Below are 1,839 nucleotides of genomic sequence, written 5' to 3'. Positions count from 1 at the left end.
TTTACTTAATCCTAAAGCACTGATATTTTTTGTGTTATTTTTGCCTCAGTTTGTGTCTACTCAATTGAGTGCTAGCTCAGGTGAACAAATGCTGGCGCTAGGTTTGCTGCTGAATGTCATGGGATTGACGTTCAATTTGCTGTTGGTGGCATTAGTGGGCAGTTTGGGTAAACCTCTACTTAATAATGAAAAGTTTCGTACCTATCAAAACAAGTTTATGGGCGTAATATTTTTTGCATTAGCGATTTGGTTATTGGCATCGCAAGTTCAAAGTATTGCTTAACCTTTACGATTAAAAGTCGCTAGTAAATAAAAACCACGGTCATTAGCCGTGGTTTTTTGATCTTACTGCTGGCACATTCACATCAATGATGTATTTGGCGGGTTGCGATTTATCGCTACGATTCCGTTTTCGCGAGTTTAATCGCAGCTATTTCTTTTTCAACCGCAGCAACCACAGCATGAGGGCTACTCAGATATTGTGAATGATCGATAAAAATGGCGTTATCATTAACGGTCATGACTAAAACGGGGAAGCCGGTAGTACCAATGACTTGTTGGATCTCTTCTATGCCTTCCAGTACGTATTCTGCGTCCATACTGAGCTCATCTTTAAACACTTTATTTGATGGTGACAGCTTAAATTTTTCTACGATGTCATTAAAGTCGTGCTTATTGCTAAGTGGGTTGCCTTCAATGAAATGAGCTCTTTGTAGCGCATTGAGCACATCTAATTGCTTGTCAGCTTGTTTGCCCTGCAACCAGGCCATAAAGTTTGCGGTTTTGATTGAGCTTTTAGGACTGTTTACGTAACGAATATGATCGCGGCCAAATTTTAGTCCACTCATTCTTGCAGCCGCTTCCATTTGCTCTTCGCCAGCACTGTCTTTGCCAATGTAATGTGCGCTATGCAGTAAATGTACATTCATTTCAGGATAGGCTTGCTGCAATGCATTCACCAACGGTGTGGTGGCATAGCTCCAAGGGCAATGTGAGTCGTAGATAAAATAAAGCTCAGTGGTCATTACGTTAATTCTTGTTTGCGATCAGATGTGCTGATCCTAAATAGTTTATCAGCATTATACAATCATTGAATCTGCAGTAGACCTCAGTTCAGAATAAACGAGCTCTTAACCAAGCAAACTTTAAGTTATCAGATTTCACACTCCATTTAGCAAGCTAAATGGAGTGTGACCGGAGTAGGTCTACTGTGTGCATGCGTTGACTACTTGTTTTCGACGTTTACGTTGGGCTCTGCCATATTAGATCAAGGGTCCTATGCTGGTATTTAATTTTAATTCAGATAATAACGTTCTTATATTAAGCGTGACATGACAACCTAATTAAAATATGAACCTGTTAGGTAGGTCGCATAAGCGATGTAAATGTGATTTTATGAGTGTTTATTCATAAGATAGATTTTTCAATTAATGAATTATCTAATGAATACGTACTAGCACATTATTACTTAACGAATTAGTCGGTCTTGTATTATGTATGGATAGTTTTTGTTATTTTGATAATGAATAAATTGTTTTGTTTTTAGGATTCTCTTTTCACATTAAAGATTAACCTTAATAATTGTTAGAGATTAATTTAGTCAACTTTAATTTAAGTCGGAGTTAAGTGGCGTTAAGGTGTGTTAAGTAAATATGTAATGAATTAAAACTAGACTAGTTATATTAAATTAGAGTGGATTAATATAAGTATGGGGTTTGTTCGTTATTTATTCGGTCGATATTGTAGAGTTAAATCAATTTAACAATAAAATAAGTGGATCTGTTTCTTCTGTCTCAATGGTGATTTGTTTTTGTATTTTATTATCAGTTGGTTAGGTGG

General features: G+C 36.5%; 2 protein-coding genes. One reads left to right on the top strand and one right to left on the bottom strand.

Features of this window, described 5'->3' with window-relative positions; genetic code table 11:
• The coding region (locus CXF78_RS16095) for a LysE family translocator (RefSeq protein ID WP_180957182.1) at positions 1–283 on the top strand (283 nt) is incomplete at its 5' end.
• Between the two features lie 115 nt (positions 284–398).
• On the opposite strand, the gene CXF78_RS16090 is transcribed toward CXF78_RS16095, so the two are convergent.
• The gene (locus CXF78_RS16090) at positions 399–1,025 is read right to left on the bottom strand and encodes a protein disulfide-isomerase (RefSeq protein ID WP_011638560.1); all 627 of its coding nucleotides are present in this window, start codon (positions 1,023–1,025) and stop codon (positions 399–401) included.
• Positions 1,026–1,839 lie beyond the last annotated feature (814 nt).

The organism is Shewanella sp. 11B5 (genome assembly GCF_002836795.1).
Taxonomy (GTDB): Bacteria; Pseudomonadota; Gammaproteobacteria; order Enterobacterales; family Shewanellaceae; genus Shewanella; species Shewanella frigidimarina.
This window is presented reverse-complemented; position numbering and strand designations above follow the sequence as displayed.

What these genes read in the sequence shown, in the direction of transcription:
- CXF78_RS16090 (WP_011638560.1), bottom strand. Translation starts at nt 1,025, where the DNA reads ATGACCACTGAGCTTTATTTTATCTACGACTCACATTGCCCTTGGAGC.